20 protein-coding genes and 1 pseudogene are annotated in these 25630 nt (G+C 70.9%); 11 read left to right on the top strand and 10 right to left on the bottom strand.

Annotated features, from left to right (window positions below; genetic code table 11):
* Positions 1-51: 51 nt before the first annotated feature.
* Positions 52-1398 (top strand): aspartate aminotransferase family protein, encoded by a 1347-nt coding sequence (locus HAV39_RS20165; RefSeq protein WP_191840756.1) that lies wholly within the window; start codon positions 52-54, stop codon positions 1396-1398.
* Entirely contained in the window at positions 1395-2705 is a 1311-nt protein-coding gene (locus HAV39_RS20170) for an NAD(P)/FAD-dependent oxidoreductase (protein ID WP_191840757.1), read from the top strand. The genes HAV39_RS20165 and HAV39_RS20170 overlap by 4 nt, the downstream gene beginning before the upstream one ends.
* Positions 2706-2876: 171 nt before the next feature.
* Here HAV39_RS20170 and HAV39_RS20175 read toward each other — a convergent pair whose 3' ends face one another.
* On the bottom strand, positions 2877-3236 hold the full coding sequence (locus tag HAV39_RS20175) for a DUF3499 domain-containing protein (RefSeq protein ID WP_120321490.1): 360 nt from the start codon (positions 3234-3236) through the stop codon (positions 2877-2879).
* A gap of 120 nt (positions 3237-3356) precedes the next feature.
* On the opposite strand from HAV39_RS20175, the gene HAV39_RS20180 reads away from it, so the two are divergent.
* Positions 3357-3803 carry a metallopeptidase family protein gene (locus tag HAV39_RS20180; protein WP_120316910.1) on the top strand — a complete coding sequence of 149 codons (447 nt, stop codon included), beginning with the start codon at positions 3357-3359 and terminating at the stop codon, positions 3801-3803.
* Between the two features lie 56 nt (positions 3804-3859).
* Here HAV39_RS20180 and HAV39_RS20185 read toward each other — a convergent pair whose 3' ends face one another.
* Complete coding sequence (locus tag HAV39_RS20185) at positions 3860-4117, bottom strand: WhiB family transcriptional regulator (RefSeq protein ID WP_120316911.1); 258 nt, start codon at positions 4115-4117, stop codon at positions 3860-3862.
* A gap of 321 nt (positions 4118-4438) precedes the next feature.
* Positions 4439-6985: a bifunctional FO biosynthesis protein CofGH gene (locus HAV39_RS20190; RefSeq protein ID WP_191840758.1), complete on the bottom strand. Its 2547-nt coding sequence runs from the start codon at positions 6983-6985 to the stop codon at positions 4439-4441.
* A gap of 58 nt (positions 6986-7043) precedes the next feature.
* Here HAV39_RS20190 and cofD point away from each other — a divergent pair, with 58 nt between their 5' ends.
* From cofD to HAV39_RS20215, 5 genes and pseudogenes are all read left to right on the top strand, one after another.
* The gene (gene cofD, locus HAV39_RS20195) at positions 7044-8006 is read left to right on the top strand and encodes a 2-phospho-L-lactate transferase (protein WP_191840759.1); all 963 of its coding nucleotides are present in this window, start codon (positions 7044-7046) and stop codon (positions 8004-8006) included.
* Positions 8003-8755, top strand: a pseudogene (locus HAV39_RS20200) (coenzyme F420-0:L-glutamate ligase); the annotation flags it as partial. The gene cofD and the pseudogene HAV39_RS20200, both read left to right, overlap by 4 nt.
* A gap of 169 nt (positions 8756-8924) precedes the next feature.
* The gene (locus tag HAV39_RS20205) at positions 8925-9350 is read left to right on the top strand and encodes a hypothetical protein (protein WP_191840761.1); all 426 of its coding nucleotides are present in this window, start codon (positions 8925-8927) and stop codon (positions 9348-9350) included.
* Positions 9347-10600: a hypothetical protein gene (locus tag HAV39_RS20210; protein ID WP_191840762.1), complete on the top strand. Its 1254-nt coding sequence runs from the start codon at positions 9347-9349 to the stop codon at positions 10598-10600. Before HAV39_RS20205 ends, HAV39_RS20210 begins: the two co-directional genes overlap by 4 nt.
* Positions 10597-11661, top strand: a complete 1065-nt coding sequence (locus HAV39_RS20215; protein ID WP_191840763.1) for a S8 family serine peptidase — start codon at positions 10597-10599, stop codon at positions 11659-11661. The genes HAV39_RS20210 and HAV39_RS20215 overlap by 4 nt, the downstream gene beginning before the upstream one ends.
* On the opposite strand, the gene HAV39_RS20220 is transcribed toward HAV39_RS20215, so the two are convergent.
* The 4 genes from HAV39_RS20220 to HAV39_RS20235 form a co-directional block, all read right to left on the bottom strand.
* Positions 11644-12642 carry an ArsR/SmtB family transcription factor gene (locus HAV39_RS20220; protein WP_191840764.1) on the bottom strand — a complete coding sequence of 333 codons (999 nt, stop codon included), beginning with the start codon at positions 12640-12642 and terminating at the stop codon, positions 11644-11646. The two genes, HAV39_RS20215 and HAV39_RS20220, sit on opposite strands and share 18 nt — an antisense overlap.
* A 261-nt stretch (positions 12643-12903) precedes the next feature.
* A complete protein-coding gene (locus HAV39_RS20225; protein ID WP_191840921.1) occupies positions 12904-13935 on the bottom strand; it encodes a hypothetical protein in 1032 nt (343 codons plus the stop codon).
* A gap of 34 nt (positions 13936-13969) precedes the next feature.
* A complete protein-coding gene (locus HAV39_RS20230) occupies positions 13970-15070 on the bottom strand; it encodes a mannose-1-phosphate guanylyltransferase (protein ID WP_191840765.1) in 1101 nt (366 codons plus the stop codon).
* A 93-nt stretch (positions 15071-15163) separates the two neighbouring features.
* Positions 15164-16312 (bottom strand): glycosyltransferase family 4 protein, encoded by a 1149-nt coding sequence (locus tag HAV39_RS20235; protein WP_191840766.1) that lies wholly within the window; start codon positions 16310-16312, stop codon positions 15164-15166.
* 157 nt (positions 16313-16469) lie between these two features.
* Here HAV39_RS20235 and HAV39_RS20240 point away from each other — a divergent pair, with 157 nt between their 5' ends.
* Positions 16470-17180, top strand: a complete 711-nt coding sequence (locus HAV39_RS20240) for a TIGR03089 family protein (RefSeq protein WP_191840767.1) — start codon at positions 16470-16472, stop codon at positions 17178-17180.
* A 63-nt stretch (positions 17181-17243) separates the two neighbouring features.
* On the opposite strand, the gene HAV39_RS20245 is transcribed toward HAV39_RS20240, so the two are convergent.
* Both HAV39_RS20245 and HAV39_RS20250 read right to left on the bottom strand, forming a co-directional pair.
* Positions 17244-19184, bottom strand: a complete 1941-nt coding sequence (locus HAV39_RS20245; RefSeq protein WP_191840922.1) for an acetoacetate--CoA ligase — start codon at positions 19182-19184, stop codon at positions 17244-17246.
* Positions 19185-19340: 156 nt separating this feature from the next.
* Positions 19341-19793, bottom strand: coding sequence for an acyl-CoA thioesterase (locus tag HAV39_RS20250; protein WP_239120448.1), 453 nt, complete (start codon positions 19791-19793; stop codon positions 19341-19343).
* 130 nt (positions 19794-19923) lie between these two features.
* On the opposite strand from HAV39_RS20250, the gene HAV39_RS20255 reads away from it, so the two are divergent.
* Complete coding sequence (locus tag HAV39_RS20255; protein ID WP_191840769.1) at positions 19924-20502, top strand: hypothetical protein; 579 nt, start codon at positions 19924-19926, stop codon at positions 20500-20502.
* A gap of 14 nt (positions 20503-20516) precedes the next feature.
* Complete coding sequence (locus tag HAV39_RS20260; RefSeq protein ID WP_191840770.1) at positions 20517-21479, top strand: hypothetical protein; 963 nt, start codon at positions 20517-20519, stop codon at positions 21477-21479.
* 90 nt (positions 21480-21569) lie between these two features.
* On the opposite strand, the gene hrpA is transcribed toward HAV39_RS20260, so the two are convergent.
* Positions 21570-25577: an ATP-dependent RNA helicase HrpA gene (hrpA, locus tag HAV39_RS20265; protein ID WP_191840771.1), complete on the bottom strand. Its 4008-nt coding sequence runs from the start codon at positions 25575-25577 to the stop codon at positions 21570-21572.
* Positions 25578-25630: the final 53 nt, after the last annotated feature.

Below are 25630 nucleotides of genomic sequence, written 5' to 3' on the forward strand. Positions count from 1 at the left end.
GTGCGATAACCGTAGGCAACGCCGCAACGTACCGATGAGTGAGGCCTCACGATGGGCAAGGAAACCGACCACCTCTGGATGCACTTCACCCGCATGGGCGCCTACCGCGAGGGCAGCGTGCCGACGATCGTCCGCGGCGAGGGCACGTACGTCTGGGACAGCAACGGCAAGCGGTATCTCGACGGCCTCGCCGGCCTGTTCACCGTCAACGCGGGCCACGGCCGCGCCGAGCTGGCCGACGCGGCCGCCAAGCAGGCGCACGAGCTGGCCTACTTCCCCCTCTGGTCGTACGCCCACCCGAAGGCCATCGAGCTCGCCGGCCGGATCGCCGAGCTGACCCCCGGCGACCTCAACCGGGTCTTCTTCACCACCGGCGGCTCCGAGGCGGTGGAGAGCGCCTGGAAGCTGGCCCGCTCCTACTTCAAGAAGGTCGGCCAGCCGCTGCGCCACAAGGTCGTCAGCCGCTACCTCGCCTACCACGGCACCTCGATGGGCGCACTGTCCATCACCGGCGTCCCGGCGTTCCGCGCCGAGTTCGAGCCGCTGGTGCCCGGCGGCATCAAGGTGCCGAACACGAACTTCTACCGCGCGCCCGAACACGGCGACGACTACGAGGCCTTCGGCGTATGGGCCGCCGAGGAGATCGCCCGCGCGATCGAGCGCGAGGGTCCGGAGACGGTGGCCGCGGTGTTCCTGGAGCCCGTGCAGAACGCGGGCGGCTGCTTCCCCGCCCCGCCCGGCTACTTCCAGCGGGTACGCGAGATCTGCGACCGCTACGGCGTGCTGCTCGTGTCCGACGAGGTCATCTGCTCGTGGGGCCGGCTCGGCGAGTACTTCGGCGCCCAGTACTACGGCTACCAGCCCGACATCATCACCACTGCCAAGGGCATGACCTCGGGATACTCGCCGCTCGGCGCGATGATCGCCAGCGACCGGCTGATCGAGCCGTTCCTGGCCGACGGGCAGATGTTCGCCCACGGCATCACGTTCGGCGGGCACCCGGTCAGCTGCGCGGTCGGTCTGGCCAACCTGGACCTGTTCGAGCGCGAGGGCCTGGTCGGGCACGTCCGGGAGCACGCGCCCGCGTTCCGGGCCACCCTGGAGAAGCTGTACGACCTGCCGATCGTCGGCGACGTGCGCGGCGAGGGCTACTTCTACGGCATCGAGCTGGTCAAGGACAAGGCCACCCGGGAGACGTTCAACGCCGAGGAGTCCGAGCGGCTGATCCGCGGCTTCCTGTCCGGGGCGCTGTTCGAGGCGGGGCTGTACTGCCGCGCCGACGACCGGGGCGACCCGGTCATCCAGCTCTCCCCGGCGCTGACCGCGACCCAGCAGCAGTTCGACGAGATCGAGCAGATCCTGCGGGATGTGCTGACCCGGGCCTCGTCACTGCTGTGACCTCGCTGTGGTTCGACACCGCGGGCGGGGCCGTCGCGCCCCGCTCGCGCCTTTCCGGCGACCTCGACGTCGACGTGGCGATCGTGGGCGCGGGCTACACCGGCCTGTGGACGGCGTACTACCTGCGCCGCGCCGACCCCGGGCTGCGGATCGCGGTCGTCGAGGCCGAGCAGGCCGGGTTCGGGGCGTCCGGGCGCAACGGCGGCTGGTGCTCCGGGCTGCTGCCCACGCCCCTGCCGAAGCTGGAGAGGCTGCACGGGCGGGCGGCGGCGGTCGCGTTCCAGCAGGCGATGATCGACACGGTCGACGAGGTCGGCCGGGTCGCCGCCGCCGAGGGCATCGACTGCCACTGGGACAAGGGCGGCACGCTGGGTCTGGCCCGGTCGGCGGCGCAGTGGCGCGGGGCGCGGGCGGAGGCGGAGCTGGCCGCGTCGTACGGGTTCGAGCTGCGGCTGCTCGACCGGCGCGAGGCGCTGGAGCGCTGCGGGGCGACCGAGGTGCACGGGGCAACCTGGTCACCGCACTGCGCGGCGCTGCACCCGCTGCGGCTGGCCCGTGGGCTGGCCTCAGCCGTCGAGCGGCTGGGGGTGACGATCCACGAGCAGACCCGGGTGCTGGAGATCATGCCGGGCGCGGTCCGCACCGAGCACGGCACGATTCGCGCCGCCGTGGTCGTCCGGGCCACCGAGGGCTATACGCCCGGACTGCCCGGCTACCGGCGGGCCGTGGTGCCGATCTACTCCCTGATGATCGCGACCGAGCCGCTGCCGCCGTCCTTCTGGGACACCGCGGGACTGGCCCGGCGGGAGACGTTCACCGACCACCGGCGGCTGGTCATCTACGGGCAGCGCACCGCCGACGACCGGCTCGCCTTCGGCGGGCGCGGCGCGCCCTACCACTACGGCTCCGCGGTGCGCCCGTCCTTCGACAGCGAGCCCTCGGTCCACCTGGCGCTCCGGAACACCCTGGTCGACCTCTTCCCCGCGCTGGCCGACACGAAGCTCACCCACGCCTGGGGCGGCCCGCTCGGCATCGCCCGCGACTGGCACCCCTCCGTCGGCCTCGACCGCTCCACCGGCCTGGCCTGGGCGGGCGGCTATGTGGGCGACGGCGTCGCCGCCACCAACCTCGCCGGCCGCACCCTCGCCGACCTGATCACCGGCACCGAGTCCCCGCTGACCGTGCTCCCCTGGGTCAACCACCGCTCCCCTCGCTGGGAGCCCGAACCGCTGCGCTGGCTGGGCATCAACGCCGCCCTCCACGCCGTCTCCGCCCTCGACCGCCTGCAAGGAAGGGCACCTTCTTGACGCTCCGCGTCCGTGCCGATGCGATGCAGTTTCGGGGGAACTGCGGGAATCCCGGCTGACTTTGGCACAGTTTCCCTGAAACTGCAGAACGCCCGCCCTGCTGGCCGCATCGCGGCGGTTGGAAGGTGCCCTTCCCCTACGTATAGCGATGGGAAGGTGCCCTTCCTTCGCTCAGGACGGGGGGATGACGCGGAGGTGGCCGCGGCGGCCCGGAGTGGGCGGGCCGTGCGGCGGTTCCGGGGCGGGCTGGCGGGGGGCGGGGCGGGCCGCCTCGCGGACGGCTTCGGCCAGGGCCACCAGGTCGTCGGTGGTGGGGGGCGGGGGCTCGAACTCGCCGTCGTGGCGGACGAGGTCCCAGCCGCGCGGGGCGGTGAGGCTCAGGGCGTGCGGCTCGCACAGGTCGTACGTGTGCGGCTCCTGGTATGCGGCCAGCGGGCCGACCACCGCCGTGGACTCTGCATAGACATAGGTCAGCGTTGCGACCGCCTGCCGGGGGCAGCCGTTACGAGAGCAACGCCGTGGAGACCTCACGGCGTGTGACGTTAGCGCCCCGCCGCGCACCGGCACGCCGGTTGCGCCGCGACACGCCGAGGGAAGGATCACGGCCCCGTACCGGGTCCCGGTGCCGGCGCGCGGGGATACATTTGCCGGGTGACCAGTCCCGCCCGACGCCGCCCCACCGCCGCCCGCCGCCGCCGCGACCGCCACGGGCGGGGCATGCGCGGTCGGCTGGTGCCGGCCAGCGTGCCCCTGGCCAGGACGAAGGCCGAGGTCTTCGACGAGCTGGTGCTGGACACGGTGGAGTCGCTCGAGGCGCGCTTCGCGACCGAGCTGGCCGGGGTGGAGTTCGCGGTCGAGGACGTGCCGCCCGACCTCAACGTCTACGACTCCGACGTGCTGGAGGACGGGCGGGTGCCGCTGGCGCGGCTGCTGCCGGGACGGCCGGGACGGCACGGGGTGCCGCCGCGGATCGTGGTCTACCGGCGTCCGCTGGAGTTCCGGGCCTCGGACCGGGACGACCTGGGCGAGCTGGTGCGTGACGTGATCGTCGAACAGGTCGCCAACCTGCTGGGACTCAACCCGGACGACCTCGCATAGGTGTTGCCGGAACGCTGCCGGACCCGCCCCCACGGGCCCGGCAGCGGCCGAAAGTCTCAGATCGCGCGGCGCTTGAGCTTGCGCCGCTCGCGCTCGGACAGCCCGCCCCAGATGCCGAAGCGCTCGTCATGCGACAGCGCGTACTCCAGGCACTCGGACTTGACCTCGCAGCGCGAGCAGATGCGCTTGGCCTCGCGGGTAGAACCACCCTTCTCAGGGAAGAACGCCTCCGGGTCAGTCTGGGAGCACAGCGCGTGCTCCTGCCACTCGGGCGCGTTGCCCAGCAGATCCGCCACGACGGGGCGACCGTCCATCTCCGCTGCCTCCTTATTGCGCGCCGGCTCACGACCGGCGCAACCCCCCACCTGGAGAGCGTTTGTCCACATAGGCGGTTTTGTGGATGCCGCTACCTCCAGCCCCACGCAAAATTACACGCGTGTCCTACGTGCACCGTCAAGCTGACTCTGGTACACGCCCGGCAGGGCCGTTCGGTTCGGTTTCTCACCGTCCCGCCACTGCCCTATCGATTCAGACCCGAAACCGGTGACGGCATGTCGGGCGTGTCGTGGCGAAATTCTGCTGGCGTGTCGGGCTTGACGGCAGGGTGCTGACTACCTTCGGACAGGAGTGAGCTGCTAGCGCACGTAACTCGTCGTGCGCTGGCGGGCGGGCCGACCGGCGGCCGCGGCGATGGCGTGCAGTTGTTCCACCGTACGGGCCGAGCCGTGCGCCGACCCGGCCATTCGGGAAATCGTCTCCTCCATAAGAGTGCCCCCGAGGTCGTTGCAGCCGCCGTTCAGCATCGCCACGGTGCCCTCGTCGCCCAGTTTCACCCAGGAGCACTGGATGTTGGGGATGCGTCCGTGCAGCAGCAACCGGGCCATCGCGTGCACCACCCGGTTCTCGCGCCAGGTCGCCCCCGCGCGCGAGATGCCGGCCAGGTAGATCGGCGCGTTGGTGTGCACGAACGGCAGCGCCACGAACTCGGTGAAGCCGCCGGTGCGGTCCTGCAGCCCCGCCAGCACCCGGAAGTGGCCCAGCCAGTGCCGGGGGTGGTCGACGTGGCCGTACATCATCGTGGAGCTGGACCGGATGCCCAGCCGGTGCGCCGTCTCGACGGTCTCCACCCAGGCCGAGGTGGGCAGCTTGCCCTTGGTCAGCACCCAGCGCACCTCGTCGTCGAGGATCTCCGCGGCGGTGCCCGGAATGGTGTCCAGGCCCGCGTCGCGCAGCCGGGTCAACCAGTCCTCGACGGACACCCCGGCCTTCGCGGCGGCGGTGACGATCTCCATCGGAGAGAACGCGTGCACGTGCATGCCCGGCACCCGCGCCTTCACCGCGCGGACCAGGTCCGGGTACACCGAGACGGGCAGCTGCGGGTCGATGCCGCCCTGCACGCAGATCTCGGTCGCGCCGTCCGCCCAGGCCTCTTCGGCCCGGTCCGCGACCTGCTCCACACTCAGCCGGTACGCGTCGGCATCCCGCTCACGCTGCGCGAACGCGCAGAACCGGCAGCCCACGTAACACACGTTCGAAAAGTTGATGTTGCGATTGACCACATAGGTGACGTCGTCACCGACGGTGTCCCGGCGTACGTCGTCGGCAATGCGGCACAGCTCGTCCAGCGCCGCGCCGTCGGCGTGCAGCAGGGCCAGGGCCGCCTCCTCGTGCACCGGCTCCAGCAGCGACGCCGGGTTCTCCCGCGCGATCCGCAGACCAGCTGAGACGGCGCCCAAGCCGATCGCGGAGCCGGCCGCCAGGGCCACCGCGGCCGCGTCGCCCGCCGCCGGGCCCGCGTCCACGGCCGCCTCGCCGACAGCGGTCCAGTCCCCGTAGATCGTGTCGAAATCGCCGCGGCGGTCGCCGGTGCGCCCCTCAGCGTCGATCTCGCGGTGGAGCTCGACGCGGCCGACACCACCCTCGACCTCGGGTTCCTGCCACGGACGGCCGACCACCGGCGCGTCCGCCACGGCCAGGCCCGACTCCTCGGCCAGCGCGCGCACGTGCGGCTGCAGGCGCGGGTCGAGCCAGCGGTCGCCGCCGCGCACGTAGTTCGGATACACCGTGAGCCGCTCGCGCAGCTCGAACCCGGCCGCCCTGGTCAGCTCCGCGAGTTCGGCCAGGTGCGGCCAGGGCCGCTCAGGGTTCACGTGGTCCGGGGTCAGTGGCGAGACACCGCCCCAGTCGTCGATCCCGGCCTTGACCAGCAGCTCGAACGACGCGTCGATCAGGTTCGGCGGGGCCTGGACACGCATGCCCGGCCCCATCAGCAGCCGCGTCACCGCGACCGTGGCCGCCAGGTCCAGCACGGACGCGTCGGGAGTGGAGCGCATCGCGGTGTCCGGCTTGGCCCGGAAGTTCTGCACGATGATCTCCTGCAGGTGCCCGAACTCGCGGGCGCTGCGGCGCATCTCGAAGATCGCGTCGACCCGCTCCGCATGCGTCTCGCCGATGCCGATCAGGATGCCCGTGGTGAACGGCACACCCACCCGGCCCGCGTCGGCCAGCACCCGCAACCGCACCGCCGGCTCCTTGTCCGGCGAGCCGTAGTGCGGCCCGCCCGGCTCCGACCACAGCCGCGTCGCGGTCGTCTCCAGCATCATGCCCATGCTCGGCGCCACCGGCCGCAGCCGCTGCAGATCCGCCCAGCTCATGACACCCGGGTTCAGGTGCGGCAGCAGGCCCGTCTCCTCCAGCACCGCGATCGCCACCGAACGCAGGTAGTCGATCGTGGACCCGTACCCCCGCTCGGTCAGCCACTGCTGCGCCGCCGGCCACCGCTCCTCCGGCCGGTCGCCCAGCGTGAACAGCGCCTCCTTGCAGCCCAGCGCCGCGCCCTCCCGGGCGATCGCCAGCACCTCGTCCCGGTCCAGGTAGGCCGCAGGCAGCCGGTGCGGCACCGTCGCGAACGTGCAGTAGTGGCATCGGTCACGGCACAGCCGCGTCAGCGGGATGAACACCTTCTTCGAGAACGTGATCACGCCGGGCCGCCCGGCGTCGCGCAACCCCGCATCGCGTACCGCCGAAGCCAGCGCGAGCAGCTCGTCGAACGCCGCCCCCGAGGCGCTGAGCAGGGCCGTCGCCTCGGCCGCGGCCAACGCCTTCCCCGCCGCCGCGCGCTTGAGCGCGCGGCCGATCTCCGCGGAACTGACCACCGGCTGCGCTACGACCTCGCTGGACATGGTCGCCAGCCTACGACCCTGGCCCCGGCGTCCGGCCGCGGTGCGGGAGGATGTCGACATGCGGATCGTGGTGCTGGCAGGTGGCATCGGCGGCGCGCGTTTCCTGGCCGGAGTGCGGGCCCACGCCCGCGCCACCGGCGACGAGGTGACCGCCGTCGTCAACGTGGGCGACGACGTGTGGATGCACGGGCTGCGCATCACCCCCGACCTCGACTCGGTCATGTACACCCTGGGCGGCGGCATCGACCCCGAACGCGGCTGGGGCCGCGCCGGCGAGACCTGGACCGTCAAGGAGGAGCTGGCCAAGTACGGCGCCGAGCCCACCTGGTTCGGCCTCGGCGACCGCGACATCGCCACCCACCTGGTGCGCACCCGCATGCTCAACGCCGGCTACCCGCTGTCCGCCGTCGTCGCCGCGCTCTGCGACCGCTGGCAGCCCGGCATCACCATGCTGCCCGCCACCGACGACCGCCTCGAAACCCACGTCGTGGTCGCGGCCGAGGACGGCAGCGGCGACCAGGCGATCCACTTCCAGGAATGGTGGGTACGCCACCGCGCCGCGCTGCCCGCCAAACAGTTCCGCTTCGTCGGCGCCGACACCGCCAAACCCGCGGCAGGCGTGCTCGACGCGCTCCAGGCCGCCGACATCGTGCTGCTCGCCCCGAGCAACCCCGTCGTGTCCATCGCGCCCGTGCTGGCCGTCAGCGCCCTGCGCGACGCCCTCGTCAGCGGCCCCGCCCCCGTCGTCGGCGTCTCCCCCATCATCGGCGGCAGCCCCGTACGCGGCATGGCCGACAAGTGCCTGTCCGCCGTGAACGTCGCCTGCACCGCCGAGGGCGTCGGCGGCCTCTACGGCGCCCGCACCGACGGCGGCGTGCTCGACGGCTGGCTCGTTGACGCCACCGACGCCGCCACCGACGTCCCCGGCGTACGCGTGGCTGCCGTACCCCTGTGGATGACCGACGACGACGCCACGGCCGCCATGGTCCGCGCCGCCCTGAAGCTCGGAGGACGAGCATGATCGACGGCTTCAGCGTGCACGCGGTCCGGGGCATCCCGGACGTGCAGCCCGGCGACGACCTCGCCAAACTCATCGTCGGCGCGGCACCCTGGCTCGCCGACGGCGACATCCTCGTCGTCACCAGCAAGATCGTGTCGAAGTCGGAGGGTGCGCTGGCGTCGGTGCCCGTCGGGGGACCCGAGCGGGAAGCCGCTCGGGAGCAGGTGCTGCGCTCGCAGACCGCCCGGCCGGTGGCCACCCGGGGGCATACCCGGATCGTGCAGACCCACCACGGGTTCGTGATGGCCTCCGCCGGCATCGACAACTCGAACGTGGACCGGTCTCAGCTCGTGCTGCTGCCCGTCGACCCCGACGCGTCCGCCCGAGCGCTGCGCGAGGCGCTGCGCGAGAGGTACGGGCTCGACGTCGCCGTCATCGTCAGCGACACCATGGGGCGGCCCTGGCGCAACGGGCTGACCGACGTGGCCCTCGGGTGTGCGGGGATCGAGCCGCTGCGGGACCACCGCGGGGAGACCGATCCGTACGGCAACGAGCTGCAGATCACGCAGATGGCGGTCGTGGACGAGCTGGCGGCAGCCGCGGAGTTGGTGAAGGGCAAAGTGGATCGGGTGCCGGTCGCGGTCGTACGCGGGCTGCTCACCTCCACGCGGGACAGCAGTGGCGTCGTGCCGACGCTGGTTCGCGACGCGGAGCACGACCTGTTCTCGCTGGGCACCGCGGAAGCGCGGGAGCAGGGGCGGGCGGAGGCGCTCGGCCAGGCGTGATCCACAGGGCTCGCTGAGTTATCCACAGGTGGTTCGGTAAGGGCTGCGCTCAGCGTGGTCAATCCGTTACCCTGCCCGCAGGCGTGAACCCGGCGGGTGTGGATCGACTGATGCCGGGGACGCTTCCACAGCGCGCTTCTTTGGGGAGGGAAGCATGCCTGAACGACGCATGCCTGCACAGATCACGGTCGACCTTGCCGGGCTGCGCGAAATCCGCACTGACCTACGCCGCGACACGGACGAGGCCCTACGGCCGGGACTAACCACAGCCAAGCGACAGATGGGCTGGGGAGCACGCTTTTGCATGGCATTGGAGTGTGCCGAGGGGCTGGCGGCACGGTCTTCGGTTACCGACGTGCTCAACCGGCATCATGAGAATGCCGAGTACCAACTGCGGATTGCCGAAAGTCTGACGATCGCGCTCGAACGTATCGTCGAAAACTATGCCGACGCGGATGCTAGGGCAGCCGCCCGGATCACCGAGATCGAAGCGGAACTAAATAGGGCGATCACACAGTTGGAGAACGCCGCACGTATCCAGCAGCGGCCCTCGGCTCCGTTGCGCGGGATGCTGCCATGAATACCGGGCCGGTCGGCATGCTCCGCGACGAAGGCGGCTACGTCGCAAAACCCCAAGATGCCCTGGTCCTCTGGCCAACTCATGGGCAGACGAACTGGATTGCGGCCGATCCCCCACGTGTATGGGACATGCTTCGCCACGAGGACGATGAACTCGGCTGGGAACAGGTTAAGGGACTTCGAGCGCTGGCAAGCCTGCTGACAGCGCAGGCAGACAAACTGGCTGGGTACAGGGACGCGCTCGCTCAGATGTGGCCAGCGGACCAGAGCACGGCCGCCAGTCTCGCGCTCAATCGTCTTGATGTGCTGATTGCCAGCATGCGAGCAGACAGCGGAACGGCGATTCAGAACGCTCTCGCCATCGACGGCATCATGACCGTCACGGCGAACGCCAAGCGCGAGGTGCACGAAATCGTCAAGCAGTGGGAGCTGACCACGCATGAAGGTGGACCCGAGTGGTGGGACCGCGAGGCGGCGAGGCTCAGTTACGTCACGGAACAGACCATGACGGCCACCGAACGAGCCATCCGTGATCACCGTGCTCAGATCACCATGCCCCTACTTCCGTCCGAAGCCCCGAAGGATCTGCGCAAACCGATAGAGGAGCCCGGTCCGGAAAAGGAACGCGATCCGGATCCTGTGCCATCGCCGAAGACAACGGTCAGCAGCAGCCGACCCGCACGGGGCCCGATAACAATCCCTTCGCTGCCGGGCTATCCGCCCTTGGTCACCACGCCTGTTGGGAACGGCCCTGAACTGCAAAGCGCGACTCCGCCGGCGCCGGCAACGCCTGGGCAGCCAGTTTCCATGTTGCCAATTGCACCAGGTAACCCGTACGCACCGTACGGGGGAGGTTATGTGCTCCCAGGACCGGGCGTTGGCAGGAACGGCTATGTCGTAGCGCTCCCGCCGCCGGGGTCGAACTCGGCAGCGGTGGTTTCTTCGGCCAGAGGTAACGCGGTTGCATCACCCGGCATGATGCCGATGCCTATGGGCGTTCCTGGGCAAGTTGCGTCCCGCGACGGCAGCCAGTCTGGCCGCCGTGGCGCGGATACACGGTGGGAGGTGACCCGAGGTGTTCCACCGGTTATCGGCCCGGAGCATTCAACGTCTGCTGCCGAGCCGACGCAGGAGGAGATAGAGACACAGTTCAGAGAATGGTTCACCCAGACAGCCATGCCATGGCGTACTACTGAGGCGCGGGAGCAGATGCCGATCATCACGATCCGCAGAGGAGCAACGTCGTCGTGATCCGCTTCTCGTGGTCTGTCCGAGCAGCCTCCGCGATGGCGGTGGCCGCGATGGCGATATGGATACCCCTTCCCTCCCAGGCCGCAGACGAGATCTCAGACGGCCAATGGTTTCACACGTTTCTCCGTACTTCTCAAGCCCAAGAGCTGAGCACAGGCAGCGGCATCACAGTCGCTGTGATCGACTCAGGTGTCGATGCCACCCACCCGGACTTGCTCGGCTCGGTCCTTCCCGGTGTCGACTTCACGGCGGATGGCAAAGGGACCGGACATCTCGACGTGTCCGGTCATGGCACAGGCATGGCCGCCATCGTCGCAGGTCATGGACGGGTGCGCGGAATCGCACCGGGAGCGAAGATCCTGCCGGTTCGAGTGTTCACCAAACCCGGCACTGGTCGCGTAACAGCAGACAGCGTCCGCTGGGCGGTAGAGCACGGGGCCGACGTTATATCGATCTCCATGGGCAGCGGCACTGCGGATCCAGCAGTCCGACTCGCGATCGAAGAGGCGATCCGGCAGAACGTAGTAGTGGTTGCGGCGGCCGGAAACCGACCAGAAGATCGAGATGTGGTTTACCCGGCTGCATTTCCCGGTGTCATCGCGGTCGGTGGCGTGGGCAAAGACGGCGAACTCTCGACCTCTTCAGTGACGGGCCACGCCATCTCCGTCGCTGCACCTGCTGATGGAATCACCAGCGCGGGGCTCGACCATCGGTGGTCGATAGGCAGCGGCACATCCGGAGCGACGGCGATCGTCGCCGGTGCCGCGGCCCTGATCCGGGCGAAGTTTCCGGAACTTTCTGCTGCCGGGGTGGCGGATCGTCTTACCTCGACCGCTGTAGACAAAGGCTATCCAGGTAGAGACCCCCAGTACGGGTTTGGCGTCCTCAACCTGATGGGAGCGCTGACTGCAGACGCATCGCCCTCGGCTGTTGAACCATCGGCTACCGCCTCGCCTGCAGGGCCTTCACCAGACGGCTCTCATCCGTGGGTGTGGGTGCTCGCTGCCATTGCCGTCGGCGGAGTGCTGGTGCTGGCTTTCAGGTCACGTCGGCGTGGGTGAGCGGCCGGCGAGCATCGCGTGGCCGAGGGGGGTGAGGGTGTGCAGGACCGTGTTGCGGTCGCGGAGGCTGTGCACCAGCCCGGCTTCGCGCAGCACCGCCACGTGCTGGCTGGCTGCCGCCGGGGACACCTCGAGCCGCCGCGCGATCTCCGTCGTCGTGCTCCCGTCGGCCACCAGATCGACGACCGCCGCCCGCGTACGCCCGAGCAGCGCCGCGAGCGCCTCCTGGCTGCGTACGACCGCGGCTCGTGCCTCGTGGTGGACCGAGTAGACCAGCACCGGTGGGAGGTCGGGGTCGAACAGGCAGACGGGCTTGCTGGGAGTCTTGAAGTAGGACGGGACGAGCTGCAGTCCGCGCCCTTCGAGGTACACGTCCCGGTCCGACGGGTATTCGGAGATTTCCAGGACGCTGCCGTCGAACCGTACCGTCGGGTGAATGGTGTTGAGCAGGCCTTCGGTGCCGGAGTCGAGCATGGTGCGGGCGCGCAGGCCACGGTCGGCGTCGACGGCGGTGCGTACGCGGTCCCACATGGGCGCGATGGCCGTCTCGTGATAGCGGCTGATGGCGGTGCCGAGCTCACCCAGTGCCCGGGTGGATCCGACGCCGACGTCGTCGACGTTGCCCGAGAGGGATCCTTGCGCGTCGCCCAGGGCGTTGATCTCTTTGCGCAGCCGGTCCTTGGGAGTGGACAGCACGGCTTCGAGTCCGGGCGCGAAGCCGGTGGCGGCTTCGGGCGGGGTGAGGAAGTCGGGGAAGTAGCCGACGGGCGGGTTGAGCGCGAGCAGCAGGCTGACCTGGTCGCGGAGAACCCCGCCCGGCTTCAGGTCGGCGATCATGCGGTTCTTCCAGCCGCCCAGCAGCGGATCGGTGCCGCGGTATCGCAGCAGGTGGATGCTGAGCGCGAGTTCCCACATCGGGTCCGGTGTCGACGAGATCCGAGTGCGGACGAGGTCGGCGCTGGAGAAGTGGATACGCAGCATGGCCTCTCCGGGCTAGGGGTCGGCGCTGACTCTACCGGCCGAGGTGACCTGGGTCTTTAAGTCACAACCGAAAGACGTAGACCCTTCACCGTTCGGTGGATGATCCTTGGCGCAGCCTGGGGAACCGAGGCCGCGCCTTCTGGAGGCGCGAAACTCGGCCGTACGGGGGCGTACGGGGCGATGCGGTAGCGGCTGGTCGGTTTGCCGGGGGGCAGGCCGACCGGCCGCTCCGTACGCGGGACGAGGCTTGGGAACCCCAGTTCAAAGCCATAATGCGATGCGGTGGTCCTCGTCGGCCACGTACACGGGGGCGCCGTCGCGTTCGGAGACGCCTTCGACGTGGTGCAGCGGTGCCAGGTCGGCGATCAGGTCCGGGGACACGAGCGCCGGGCCGGTGCCGTCCGGCAGTTCGAAGCGCAGGTGCCGGCAGGTGGCGTCGCGGGCGTCGGGGTGCTGCTCCAGCAGGATGGAGCCCTTGTCGAGGGCGTCGATCGAGCCGACGACGACGTCGAAGGCCCCGTCGTCGCGGGCCGCGAGCGCGCGTACGCCGAGGGGCCCCGGGCCGATGCCGGTGAGCGCGTAGACCCCGGCCACGCCGAGGGTTTCCGCTCCGCTGAACAGGCCGGGCACGCCGGTGAGTTCGACGAGGATCGGCTCGCCGAGCGCGGTGACCGGCCAGCGGAGCCCGGCCAGCAGTGTGCCGCGGGCGGTGAACGCGGCTCCCTCGATGTTGACCGGGTGGTCGCCGGGCGCGAGCTGGCTGGTCCAGCGCTTGCCCTTGGCGGTGCCGCGGCGTACGGCCTCGGCGACGAAGCCGGCATGTACCACGTCGCGGACGGGTTCGGGGGCGGCGGGGTGCCCGATGGCCGCCAGCGCGGCCAGGGCGTCGTTGACGGCGCGGTGCAGGGCGAACCGATGCCTGATGATCTGGAGTTGCGGCCTCGCGGACTCACGGAAGCGGGCCACGAAGGCGCGCTTGGGCTGCAGCGGGCCGGCTTTGGAGCCGAAGTGGGAGCCCAGCACGTAGACCCAGCCGTCGAGCCGGGCGAGCGCCTCGGCGTCTTCGGTGCGCCCCTGGTGGTCGCCTGCGGTCGCTTTGACGTGCTCGGCCCGCCAGCCGCCGTCGTGCTGCTCGACGAGCAGCGCCAGGCACTGCTCGACCGGCCCCTCGTCGAGGACGGTCCAGTAGGCCCGGCGCGCGCCGAGTTCCGCGAGAAGATCTTCGTTGTGTACGGGCAGCAGGTCGCTCGCCTCGTTGCCCGCCGCGGACAGCTCCACCAGTCGCATGGAGATCAGCTTAGGCAGTCCGGGCGAGCCCTCCGCCGTCTCAGATCCGGCTGTCGCCGCGCTCCTTGAGCTCGTCGACGAGCTTCTTGACGTCCTGGGCCCGGTCGCGCGGGCAGACCAGCATCGCGTCCGGGGTGTCGACCACGATCACGTCGTGCATGCCGAGCACCGCGACGAGCCGGCCCGACTGCGGCACGACCACGGTGCCGGTGGTGTCGTGCAGCAGCACTTCGGGCTTGCCGCCGTCGAGCGTGGCGCTGTCGCCCACGATCACGTTGTCGGCGTCGTCAGCGGGCAGCACGTCACCGAGGGTGTGGAAGTCACCGACGTCGTTCCAGCCGAAGTCGCCGGGCACGGTCGCGACGAGCCCGGCCGCGGCCGCGCCCTCCATCACCGCGTAGTCGACGGAGATCTTGGGCAGGGTCGGCCAGATCTCGCCGAGCACCCGGTCGCGGTCGTCGGTGTCCCAGGCCGCGGCGATGAGGATCAGCCTGTCGTGCAGCTCGGGCTGCTGGCGGTGCAGCTCCTTGAGGAAGACGTCGACCCGCCACACGAACATGCTGGCGTTCCACAGGTAGCGGCCGGACTGCACGTACTCCGTCGCCACGTCCAGGGAGGGCTTCTCCTTGAACTGGTCGACGGCGCGGATCGGGCCCTCGATGGTCGGGCCGCACTCCAGGTAGCCGTATCCGGTCTCGGGGTGGGTGGGGGTGATGCCGACGGTCATCAGCAGGCCGCGGCGGGCGCCGGCCTCGGCCTCGCGCAGCACCTCGACGAAGCGCTCGCCGTCGCGGACCAGGTGGTCGGCGGCGAACGAGCCCATCACGGCCTCGGGGTCACGCTGGGCGATGACCGCGGCGGCCAGGCCGATGGCGGCGCAGGAGTCGCGCGGGCTCGGCTCGATGAGGATGTTGGCGTCGGGCAGGTCGGGCAGCTGCCGCGCGATCCCGGGCGCGTGGGCGACGCCCGTCACCACGTACGTGTCGCCGAGCGCCGCCACCGGGGCGAGCCGGGCCACGGTCGCCTGGATGAGGGTCTCAGCGGTGCCGGTCAGGGGGTGCAGGAACTTCGGGTTCTTGGCGCGCGACAGCGGCCAGAGACGGGTTCCACTTCCACCTGCGGGAATAACGGCGTGCAGCATCCGGCCATTCTGCCTGACGGGTACCAACGGCATGTGCACCCCGCCCGTGACACAAGCCACAATTGTGTGCTAGTGAGCGGGGTGCCGTCCTGGTCAGCGCTGGTGCCGGATGGACCGCTGCCAGGCGGTCACATGCGCGTCGGCGCTGGAACTCCAGCTGAACTCCTTCGCCCGGGCCAGGCCGGCCGCGGCCAGCGCGGACCGGCGCGCCTCGTCGTCGAGCAGGATGGCGAGGTCCTTGGCGATGTGGTCGGCGTCCTGGCCGGTGTAGGCGACCGCGTCACCGCCGACCTCGGGCAGCGACAGCCGCGGCGTGGTCAGCACCGGCGCGCCGCAGGCCATCGCTTCCAGGATCGGCAGGCCGAAGCCCTCTCCGTGGCTCGGGTACGCGCACAGCACCGCGCCACCGAGGAAGCCCGGCAGGTCGGCGTACCGCAGATAGCCCGGGCGCAGCAGCCGCAGGTGCGCGGGCACCTCGGCGGCCACCCGGTCGATCTCGTCGTCGTGGCCCTGACCCCCGGCCAGCACCAGCGCGGGCGGGTCGACCCGGTCGCGCACCGCCGCCATCCAGCCCCGGACCAGGTTCGGGACGTTCTTGCGGGGCTCCTTCGCGCCCAGGAAGGCGATGTACGTCTGGTCGCCGAGCCCGAGCCGGGCCCGCACCCGGGCCTTCTCCTCGGCCCCGGGCACGTGGAAGGCGGTGTGGTCGACACCGTGGTAGGCCACGTCGATCCGGGTCGGGTCGGCGTCGAGCAGCCGGATCAGCTCGTCGCGGGTGGCCTTGCTGGGCACGATGACCCGCTCGGCCCGGCGCAGCGAGGTCTTGATCGCGGACCGGAAGAAGGTGCCGCGCGACTTGTCGTAGTGCTCCGGCTCGGTGAAGAACGTCGCGTCGTGCACGGTCACCGTCACCGGGCAGCTGGCCCGCAGCGGGCAGGTGTAGAACGGCGAGTGCAGCACCTGCGCGCCCACCTGCTGGGCGAGCAGCGGCAGCCCGGTCTGCTCCCAGGCGAGCCGGGCCGGGCGGTGCGCCACCGCGGCGGGCGCGGCGACGACCTGCGCGTGCGGCAGGGTGCGGGCGTAGCGCTCCTGGTCGGTCCGCTGGGAGACCACGACCAGGTCGATGTCCGAATGGTCGGCGAGCGCGCCGAGCAGGCCGTCGAGATACCTACCCACGCCGCCGCGATCAGCGGGGACGCTGGTGGCGTCGACAAGCACCCGGGGAGAGCGAGCGATCGTCACGGTGAACACTCCTTGTGGGGGTGTGCAGCGCAGCCCAGCCGACCGCCGCTCTGCGGTTGTGAGACTGTGCGCTGTTTCACAGCAGTCACGCTTCAGACTACGCCCGACATGCCCCATGGCAAGGTCCACGACGCGGCAGTGTCGGTAGCCTGACCACGTGTCCACTATCGGTCAGCTCTTCGCCGCGACGGTCGCCGCCGACCCGGCCAAGCCCCTCCTCACCTGGTACGACGACGGGACGGGTGAACGCACCGAGCTCTCCGGCGCGACCCTGGCCAACTGGGTGTCCAAGACCGCGAACCTGCTCGTCGACGGATGCGAGCTCGGCCCCGGCAGCGTCGCCTCGATCGCGCTGCCCCCGCACTGGCAGACCGCCTCGATCATGCTGGCCTGCTGGACGGCCGGTCTGGCCGTGTCGCACAGCGCGGACGAGCAGGCCGACGTCGCCTTCGTCGAGCCCGAGGCCGCCCCGGCCGCGCCCGACACGTACGCGGTCAGCCTGCACCCGTTCGCGCTGCCGCTGCGCGGCCTGCCGTCGGGCGTGTCGGACTGGGTCAGCTCGGCCCGCGCCCACGGCGACTTCTACGGCGGGCCGGCCGCCGACCCCGGCGCTCCGTCGCTCGTGGGGCTGCCCGGCGGCGGTTCGATCACCCACGCCGAGCTGGCCGAGCGGTCACTCGCCCGCGCTAAGGAGCTGGAGATCGCCAAGGGTGACCGGGTGCTGATCGACATCGGGGCGCACCCGCGCCCCTTGGACTGGCTGACCGCCCCGATCGCCGCCGGCGCCTCCCTGGTCCTCTCCTACCGCACCGCCCCCGGCATCCTCGACACCCGCGCCGCCACCGAACACGCCCGCCTCATCCCCTGACCGCTCGGCCTGCCTTCCTATAGACGCCAGCGTCTATAGGAAGGGTGCGACGGACGGACCTGGTCAGCGGGACTTGGCGAGGTGTTCGAAGGCGAGGAGGGATTCGGGGTTGGCCAGCGCGCCCTTGGCGGCGGCGGACTCGACGGGGGTGCCGGTGAGGATGCGCTTGACCGGGACTTCGAGCTTCTTGCCGGACAGGGTGCGCGGGACCGCGCCCACCTGGTAGATCACGTCCGGGATGTGGCGGGGGGACAGTGCGGTGCGCAGCTCGCGAGCGATCTTGGACTTGAGCGGGTCGTCGAGGTCCAGGCCGGGCTGCAGCACCACGAACAGCAGCAGCTCGCCCGCGCCGCCCTCGTCGTCCTCCAGGTGGACCACGACCGAGTCGGCGACCTCGGCCATGCCCTCGACGACCGAGTAGAACTCGGCGGTGCCGAGGCGTACGCCGCCGCGGTTCAGGGTCGCGTCGGAGCGGCCGGTGATGACGCAGGTGCCGCGGTCGGTGATGGTGATCCAGTCGCCGTGCCGCCACACGCCGGGGAAGACGTCGAAGTAGGCCTCGCGGTAGCGGGAGCCGTCGGTGTCGCCCCAGAAGGCGACCGGCATGCTCGGCATCGGCGCGCTGATGACCAGCTCGCCGAGCGCGTTGTCGAGCGGGTGGCCGGCCGGGTCGTACGCCTCGACCTTCGCGCCGAGCGCACGGGCCGAGATCTCACCGGGGTAGACCGGGTTGAGCGGGGTGCCGCCGACGAATCCGGTGCACACGTCGGTGCCACCGGACAGCGAGATCAGCAGCAGGTCGGGCTTGACGTTCTCGTACACCCAGACATAGCCCTCAGGCGGCAGCGGCGCGCCCGTCGAGCCCAGCCCGCGCAGCCTGGACAGGTCCGCGATCTCCCGCGGCACGATGCCCTCCTTGCGGCAGGCCAGCAGGTAGGGCGCGGAGGTGCCGAAGTAGGTCATGCCCGCCTCCTCGGCCAGCCGCCACAGCGCGCCGAGGTCGGGGGCGGCCGGGTTGCCGTCGAACAGCACGATCGCCGCGCCGACGGCCGGGCCGGAGACCAGGTAGTTCCACATCATCCAGCCGGTGGTGGAGAACCAGAAGTAGCGGTCGCCCGGCCCCAGGTCGTGGTGCAGGGCGAGCATCTTCAGGTGCTCCAGCAGGATGCCGCCGTGGCCGTGCACGATCGGCTTGGGCAGGCCGGTGGTGCCGGAGGAGTAGAGGACGTACAGCGGCTGGGCGAACGGGACCGGGGTGAACTCCAGCGGCTCGGCGGTGTCGGCGGCCAGCTCGCCGAGGCCGACATGCCCCTGGGTGTACGGCAGCAGCACGGTGTGCACCAGCGACGGCAGCGCCGCCTGGATGGCCGCGACCTCGCCCTGCCGGTCGATGAGCTTCTCGCCGTAGCGGTAGCCGTCGACCGCGACCAGGACCTTCGGCGAGATCTGCTGCCAGCGGTCGGTGACGCTGCGGGTGCCGAACTCGGGCGCGCAGGACGAGAAGATCGCGCCGAGGCTCGCCGTGGCCAGCATCAGCACCACGGTCTCCGGGATGTTCGGCAGGTATGCCGCCACCCGGTCGCCCTCGCCGACGCCGAGCCGGCGCAGCCCGGCCCGCGCCCGGCGGACCTGCTCGCGCAGCTGTGCGGCGGTGAGGATGACCGGTTCGCGGGTCTGCGAGTAGCCCAGCACCATCGGCTCGTCGTCGCCGACGCCCGGCATGCGCAGCACGTGCTCGGCGTAGTTCAGCGTCGCGCCGGGGAACCAGTCCGCGCCCGGCATGGTGGCGGCGGCCAACACATCGGTGGGCTGGTCATGGGCGATGACCTCGAAGTAGTCCCAGATCGAGGACCAGAAGCCGGCCAGGTCGGTGGTGCTCCAGCGCCACAGCTCGTCGTACGATCCGAAGGTCAGCCCGCGTTCGCGCGCCAGCCAGCCCAGGTAGTCGCCGATGCGGGAGTGCTGCCTGATGTCGGCCGGTGGGGTCCACAGCGCTTCGGTCATCATGATCCTCTCCCGCGATACCTCGTCGTACCCGCTGCTGGCATCCTGCCGCATGGCACGACGGATCATTCTCCGACCTGGCCCGCCGTCCCCGCGCTGGGTCCGGGCACACCACCGGGCGGCGGTCCATGGTCCGGGCCGCCACCCGGTCGATGCTCAGGCGCCGTCGGCGCGGTGCTTGTCGATGGCCTGCCGGCGGGCGAGGCGGTGCTCGCGGCGGATCTCGGCCTCGTGGAAGCGGCGTACGTCGTCGGGACTCTCCGGGAGCACCGGCGGCACCGCGCGCGGGTTGCCCTCGGCGTCGACCCCCACGAAAACCAGGTATGCCGTGGCCACGTTGACGGGCTCGCGGTCGGCCTCGTTCCAGCGTTCGGCGAGCACCGTCACGCCGATCTCCAGCGAGGTCTTGCCGGTCCAGTTGACCTGGGCCTTGGCGTGCACCAGGTCACCGACCTTGACCGGCACCATGAGCGTGATCTCGTCGATGGCGACCGTCACCGCGTTGAACCCGCAGTGCCGGGCCGCGGCGGCGCCCGCCGCGTCGTCCACGAATTTCATGATCACGCCACCGTGCACGGTCCCGTACAGGTTGACGTCCTGGTTCGTCATGATGCGGCTCAGCGTGACCCGCGAGAACGCGGTCGGGTGGCCGGGCGGCGGAGTGTCGATCACGCCGTTCACCGTACGCCCCTCCACCGAACGGTTGACGCACGGCAGGATTTCAGTAAGGTAGCGCCACATGCGTCATGTATGGAGCCTTCTCGCCGGAATTGTGATCACGCCCCTGGCCTGGTTCGCCGTCGCTTACGGACAGGCCGTCATGTTCGACGCCGCGCAGGTCGGCGGCACTCGTCCACTGTGGCTGGGGCTGGTGCTGTTCGCCGCCGTCGGCCTGCTGTTCGGCCTGGTCGGCAGCCTGCGGGTGTCGCCCGCGGGTCCGCTGTTCGTGGCGTTGAGCTACGTCGGCGCGACCGCCTTCCTCATCGCCCGACCCGAAGCCGCCAAGCAGGTGCTGCCCGACCTGGTCGAGGTCTCCGGCACCCTCGTCGTCCCGCTGAGCCCGGTGTCCACCGGCGTGCTGGGGTTGATCGGGGGGATGCTGCTGATCGCGGCAGCGAGCCTGCAGCGCTGGCGCAGCTGGCCGCGGCCGGAGGCGACCGAGCCGACGTGGCCGGAGATGCTCGCCCCGTCCGCCGCCGACCGGCACGAGAACACGCTGGCAGACCGCGACTCGTTCAACGGCTTCGCCGACTTGCGGACCCCGGCAGACGCCAGCGGCGTCGATGCGCCATCCTGGAGCGCGCCAACCAAGGTCTGACCCCGGAGGCATGGATGCGCCACATTGGATCGTTTCTGCTCGCGCTCGTGTTCGCCCCAGCGATCTTCTTGCTGACCGGCACCGGACTCAGCGCCTTCCAGACCATGTGGGTGTCCGGCGGTGCGCCGTCCGCGGTCGTCGACGCCGCCGTCGCCGCGGGCGCGCTGCTGCTGGCGAGCATCCTCTACGCGATCCTCACCATGGTCCGGCTGTCCCCGGTCGGCCCGTTCCTGGCCGGGCTGGGCATGCTCGGCATGAGCGCCTGGGCCGCGGGCTGGCCGCAGTCCTATGCCAAGACGTTCGCGATGCTCGACGTGCACATGGGCGGCGCGGTCGGCCAGTCCGGCCTCGGCCTGGTGCTGGCGGTGCCGCTGCTGGCCACGGTGGTGAGCCCGCGCCGCTGGCGCAAGCACGAGCGGCTGGCCGACGAGACCGTCGCGCTGCAGGCGTACCCGCTGCAGCAGGGCCGTCCCGCCGTGCCCGCGGACCAGACCCGGGCGTTCACCAGCGTGCCCGGCGAGACGGGTTACACCGGCCTGCCCGACGTGCCGCCGCCGTCGCTGCACTACCCGCGTGCCACGCCGCAGGGCGTCCCGACGGTGAACGTGCCGCCCGCCCCGGTCGCGCCTCCGCAGGCGGCACCGCCGAAGGCGGCCAAGCCGAAGGCCGCGCCCGGCGCGACCGCCCCGCCCGGCGCGGCCCCGCCGCTGCCGCGCCGCACCCCGGCGACCGAGTCGGCCGTCGCCGCCGCGTCGACCCAGCCCGCGGTTGCCGCGCAGGCCACCACCCAGCCGACGCCTCCGGCTGCTCCCCCGGTGGCACAGCCCGCGGTCCCGCCGCAGCGTTCGGCCACGCCACCTGCCCCGACCGCGCCGGCGGTCTCGCACACCGCGGCGCCGCCGCCGCTGCCCGAGGAGTCGACGGTCATGCTGACGCCGCCTGACGACCAGCAGACGATCAAGCTGGAGAAGGACTGACGCACGCGGCCCACGACTGCCGTGCGGTAGCCAGTGCACGGCAGTCGTGGGCCGCCTCGTCAGACGTCCGCCCGGCGCGGGCGGTCGGCGTCAGGCGGGCAGGGTCGCCAGGGCGCGGTAGATGCGCTTGTCGGAGACCGGATACGGCGTGCCGAGCGACTGGGCGAAGTAGCTGACCCGCAGCTCCTCGATCATCCAGCGGACCTCGGCCAGGGTGTCCCAGCCGGGCGCACCGGGCCGGACCGCGGCACGGGCGTCGGTGTACTCCTGCTGGACGTCCTCGATCAGCAGCAGCCGCTCCCGGTCGCGCTGCGGCGACTCGGGCAGCTTGGCCAGCCGCTGCTCGACGGCGCGCAGGTAGCGCACCAGGTCGGGCAGCCTGCGCAGCCCGGTCGCGGCCACGAACCCGGGGTAGACCAACCCGGTGAGCTGGGCCCGGATGTCGGCCACCGACCGCACCAGCAGCACATTGGTGATCGACTTGAGCTGCCGGTCGATGTCGTACGCCAGCGACAGGATCGGTTCCAGCTGCTGCAGGATCTCGTACATCGTGTCGGGCATGTCGGCCCGCGCCCTCAGGACCAGCGCCGCGAACGTGTCGGCGTCCCAGGCCGGGCCGCCCGCCTCGATGATCACCTTGTCGACGGCGGTGGTGACCACGTCGTCGAGCAGCTTCGCGACGCTGCCGTGCGGGTTGCGGCTCAGCGCCAGCTTCGCCTGGTTGGACAGCCGGCCCTGCAGCGACTTCAGTGGTGGCGGCGCGCCCAGCAGCACCAGCCGCCGGGTGCCGCGCCACATCGCGTTCCACTGCTCACCGGGGCTGTCGAAGACCCCGACGCCTACGCTGTCGCCCTCGTCGACCAGCGCCGGGTAGCCCTTGACCGCGTAGCCGCCCCGCTGCCGTTCCACGGCCTTCGCGAGCGGGCCGATGGTCCACGCGCGCAGCCCGTGCTGCTCCATGTCGTCGGCCGCCGCGGCGACCGCGGCCTGCGCCTTGTCCCGCAGCCGGCGCTTGAGCTCGGCCAGATCCTTGCCCTCGGCGAGGGTCTTGCCCTGCTCGTCCTCGACCCGGAAGGTCATCCGCAGGTGGTCGGGCACCTTGTCCGGCTCCCAGGCCTCGCGGGCCACCACCACGCCGGTCATCGCGCGCAGCTGCCGTTCCAGCAGTGCGAGCAGCGGCTGCCCGTCGGGCTTCTGCCCGGCCAGAGCCTCTTTGACGTAGTCGGGCACGGGCACGAAGTTGCGCCGGACCGACTTGGGCAGCGAGCGCACCAGCGCCACGGCCAGTTCCTCGCGTACGCCCGGGATCTGCCAGTCGAAGCCGACCGGGGTGATCTGGTTGAGCAGCGGCAGCGGGATGTGCACGGTGACGCCGTCGGCGTTGGCCCCGGGCTCGAACTGGTAGGTCAGCGGCAGCTCGAACTCACCCTGCTGCCACACGTCGGGGTAGTCGTCCTCGTCGACGCCGCCCGCGGCCTCGTTGACCAGCATCGACTTCTCGAAGCTGAGCAGGTCGGGGGTCTGGTGCCGGGCCTTCTTCCACCAGCTGTCGAAGTGGCGGCCGGAGACGATGTCGGCGGGCAGCCGCTCGTCGTAGAAGTCGAACAGGGTGCCGTCGTCGACCAGGATGTCGCGGCGGCGTACCCGATGCTCCAGCTCTTCCACCTCGGCCAGCAGGTCGCGGTTGGCGTGGAAGAACTCGTGGTGGGTCTCCCAGTCGCCGTCGACCAGGGCGTGCCGGATGAACAGCTCCCGGGACAGCGCCGGGTCGATCCGGCCGAAGTTGACCTTGCGTTTGGCGACGATGGGGATGCCGTAGAGCGTCACCTTCTCGTACGCGAGCACCGCGGCCTGCTTCTTCTCCCAGTGCGGCTCGCTGTACTGCCGCTTCACCAGGTGCTCGGCCAAGCCCTCGGCCCACTCGGGCTCGATCTTCGCCGCGATGCGGCCCCACAACCGCGAGGTCTCGACCAGCTCCGCCGCCATGACCCACTTGGGTGCCCCAGGCGACGCTCCGCGTTGCCGGTTGGATTGCTGCTTGAACAGCGACGAGCCCGGGAACAGCGAGAACCGCGCGTTGCGGGCGCCGATGAAGTCCCGCTTCTCCGGGTCGTACATGCCGATGTGCGACAGCAGGCCGGCCAGCAGCGACTGGTGCAGACGCTGCGGGTCGGCCGGCACGGTGTTGAGCGTGAAGCCCATGCCCTTGACCACCTGGCGCAGCTGCGACTCCAGGTCCTGCCACTCGCGGATGCGCAGGTAGTGCAGGAAGTCGGTCTTGCAGGTGCGCCGGAACTGGTTCGACGACAGCTCCTGCTGCTGCTCCTTGATCCAGTTCCACAGGTTGAGGAAGGCGACGAAGTCGCTGTCCTTGTCTGCGAAGCGGGCGTGCTTCTCCCCCGCGGCCTGCTGCTTGTCCGCGGGGCGTTCCCGCGGGTCCTGAATGGACAGCGCCGCCGTGATGATCAGCACCTCGCGCAGGCAGCCGTTGCGGTCGGCCTCCAGGACCATGCGGCCCAGGCGCGGGTCGACGGGCAGCTGGGCCAGCTTGCGGCCGAGCGGGGTGAGCTTGCCGGGCTCGCCGCGCACCGGGGCCTCCAGCGCGCCCAGCTCGTGCAGCAGGTCGAGGCCGTCGGCGATGTTGCGCCGGTCCGGCGGGTCGATGAACGGGAACGCGGCGATGTCGCCGAGTCCCAGCGAGATCATCTGCAGGATGACCGAGGCCAGGTTGGTACGCAGGATCTCCGGCTCGGTGAACTCCGGCCGGCCGATGAAGTCCGCCTCGTCGTACAGGCGGATCGCGATGCCGTCCGAGGTGCGCCCGCAGCGGCCCTTGCGCTGGTTGGCCGAGGCCTGAGAGACCGCCTCGATGGGCAGTCGCTGCACCTTGAGCCGGTTGCTGTAGCGGGAGATGCGGGCCGTGCCCGGGTCGACCACGTACTTGATGCCCGGCACGGTCAGCGACGTCTCGGCGACGTTCGTGGCGAGCACGATGCGCCGCCCGGTGTGCTGCTGGAAGACCTTGTGCTGCTCGGCGGTGGACAGCCTGGCGTACAGCGGCAGGATCTCGGTGTGCCGGAGGTTGCGCTTGCGCAGCATGTCGGCGGTGTCGCGGATCTCCCGCTCGCCGCTGAGGAACACCAGCACGTCGCCCGGGGCCTCCATGGCCAGCTCGTCGACCGCGTCGGAGATGGCCTGGATCTGGTCGCGCTCCTCGTCGCCGTCCTCTTCGTCGCCCTCGACGACGAGCGGCCGGTAGCGCACCTCGACCGGATATGTCCGGCCGGAGACCTCGACGATCGGCGCGGGCTTGGCATCGCCGCCGACGACGGCCGTGGAGAAGTGCGCGGCGAAGCGCTCCGGGTCGATGGTCGCCGAAGTGATGATCACCTTGAGGTCGGGACGCCTCGGGAGCAGTTGCTTGAGGTAGCCGAGGATGAAGTCGATGTTGAGGCTGCGCTCGTGCGCCTCGTCGATGATCAGCGTGTCGTACATCGAGAGCATCCGGTCGTGCTGGATCTCGGCCAGCAGGATGCCGTCGGTCATCAACTTGATCATGGTCTGGTCGCCGACGTGGTCGGTGAACCGCACCTTCCAGCCGACGACACCGCCCAGCGGGGTCGCCAGCTCCTCGGCGATGCGCTCGGCGACCGTACGCGCGGCCAGCCGCCGCGGCTGGGTATGGCCGATCAGCCCGCGCACGCCGCGGCCCAGCTCAAGACAGATCTTGGGGATCTGCGTGGTCTTGCCCGAGCCGGTCTCGCCCGCGACGATCACCACCTGGTGATCGCGGATCGCGTCGGCGATGTCGTCGCGCTTCTGGCTGACCGGCAGCTCGGCCGGATAGGTCACCGCGGGCACCCCGGCGACCCGCAAGGCGAGCTTCTCCTCGGCGGTGACGACGGCGGCAGTGATCTGCGCCACGGCGGCGTCCAGCGCCGGTCCGGGCTTGGTCCGGCGTACGCCGTCGAGGCGCCGGCCGAGCCTGCGGCGATCCTGCGCCATCAGCTCGTCGACGCGTTTACGCAGCTCGGTGAGCTGGCTGGGGTTACGGGGCGGCCTGTTGCGGAGCGGCGCCGGCTCGGACTGCGATGTCATGACGGGCCCCAGGATATGTCGCCGACCTCCCCTGCCGACCAGCGGTTTTCACC

Source organism: Catellatospora chokoriensis, assembly GCF_011297315.1.
GTDB lineage: Bacteria > Actinomycetota > Actinomycetes > Mycobacteriales > Micromonosporaceae > Catellatospora > Catellatospora citrea.

Bases quoted from the DNA above. Each gene is read 5' to 3' on its own strand.
- HAV39_RS20260 (WP_191840770.1), top strand. From the start codon at position 20,517: ATGCGCCACATTGGATCGTTTCTGCTCGCGCTCGTGTTCGCCCCAGCG.
- HAV39_RS20245 (WP_191840922.1), bottom strand. From the start codon at position 19,184: ATGACCGAAGCGCTGTGGACCCCACCGGCCGACATCAGGCAGCACTCC.
- HAV39_RS20230 (WP_191840765.1), bottom strand. From the start codon at position 15,070: ATGCTGCACGCCGTTATTCCCGCAGGTGGAAGTGGAACCCGTCTCTGG.
- HAV39_RS20220 (WP_191840764.1), bottom strand. From the start codon at position 12,642: ATGCTGCGTATCCACTTCTCCAGCGCCGACCTCGTCCGCACTCGGATC.
- HAV39_RS20255 (WP_191840769.1), top strand. From the start codon at position 19,924: ATGCGTCATGTATGGAGCCTTCTCGCCGGAATTGTGATCACGCCCCTG.
- cofD (WP_191840759.1), top strand. From the start codon at position 7,044: ATGCGGATCGTGGTGCTGGCAGGTGGCATCGGCGGCGCGCGTTTCCTG.
- HAV39_RS20205 (WP_191840761.1), top strand. From the start codon at position 8,925: ATGCCTGAACGACGCATGCCTGCACAGATCACGGTCGACCTTGCCGGG.
- HAV39_RS20190 (WP_191840758.1), bottom strand. From the start codon at position 6,985: ATGTCCAGCGAGGTCGTAGCGCAGCCGGTGGTCAGTTCCGCGGAGATC.
- HAV39_RS20250 (WP_239120448.1), bottom strand. From the start codon at position 19,793: ATGACGAACCAGGACGTCAACCTGTACGGGACCGTGCACGGTGGCGTG.
- HAV39_RS20185 (WP_120316911.1), bottom strand. From the start codon at position 4,117: ATGGACGGTCGCCCCGTCGTGGCGGATCTGCTGGGCAACGCGCCCGAG.
- HAV39_RS20165 (WP_191840756.1), top strand. From the start codon at position 52: ATGGGCAAGGAAACCGACCACCTCTGGATGCACTTCACCCGCATGGGC.
- hrpA (WP_191840771.1), bottom strand. From the start codon at position 25,577: ATGACATCGCAGTCCGAGCCGGCGCCGCTCCGCAACAGGCCGCCCCGT.
- HAV39_RS20210 (WP_191840762.1), top strand. From the start codon at position 9,347: ATGAATACCGGGCCGGTCGGCATGCTCCGCGACGAAGGCGGCTACGTC.